Here is a 329-nt window from a genome sequence, read left to right as displayed (position 1 = left end):
GCTTTTTCTCAAAACGGTCAGAAGATGGGGGCAAATGGCTATTGGAGCTGTTTTTTTTCGTGCGTGCTTCCAGCTCTTGAACACGGTACTTCAGTTGTTCATTTTCTTTGCGTAGTTGTTTGTTTTCTTTCAACAGTTGCTCAATGACTTGTTGTTGGTGAGTAATGAGCTGCTTTTGTTGTTGGACTTTGCCGATTAAGCCCTCAACTGTAAATACAGCTTGTTGTACCGTCAACATGTGATTCACCTCCTTGTCTATCAGTATTCACATCATAGACAAGGAAAGAAGAAAATATTCAGCTCACTTTATGATGTGGCTGAATAGTTAC

1 protein-coding gene is annotated in these 329 nt (G+C 40.1%); it reads right to left on the bottom strand.

All coding sequences use genetic code 11. The features are described from left to right. On the bottom strand, positions 1 to 238 hold a 238-nt coding region (locus ETC02_RS17210), incomplete at its 3' end, for a DUF6444 domain-containing protein (RefSeq protein WP_253264194.1). Positions 239 to 329: the final 91 nt, after the last annotated feature.

This window comes from Geobacillus sp. DSP4a, from assembly GCF_013096875.1.
Taxonomy (GTDB): domain Bacteria; phylum Bacillota; class Bacilli; order Bacillales; family Anoxybacillaceae; genus Geobacillus; species Geobacillus thermophilus.
The sequence above is the reverse complement of the archived record's forward strand: the minus strand, read 5'-3'. Positions and strand labels throughout refer to the sequence as shown.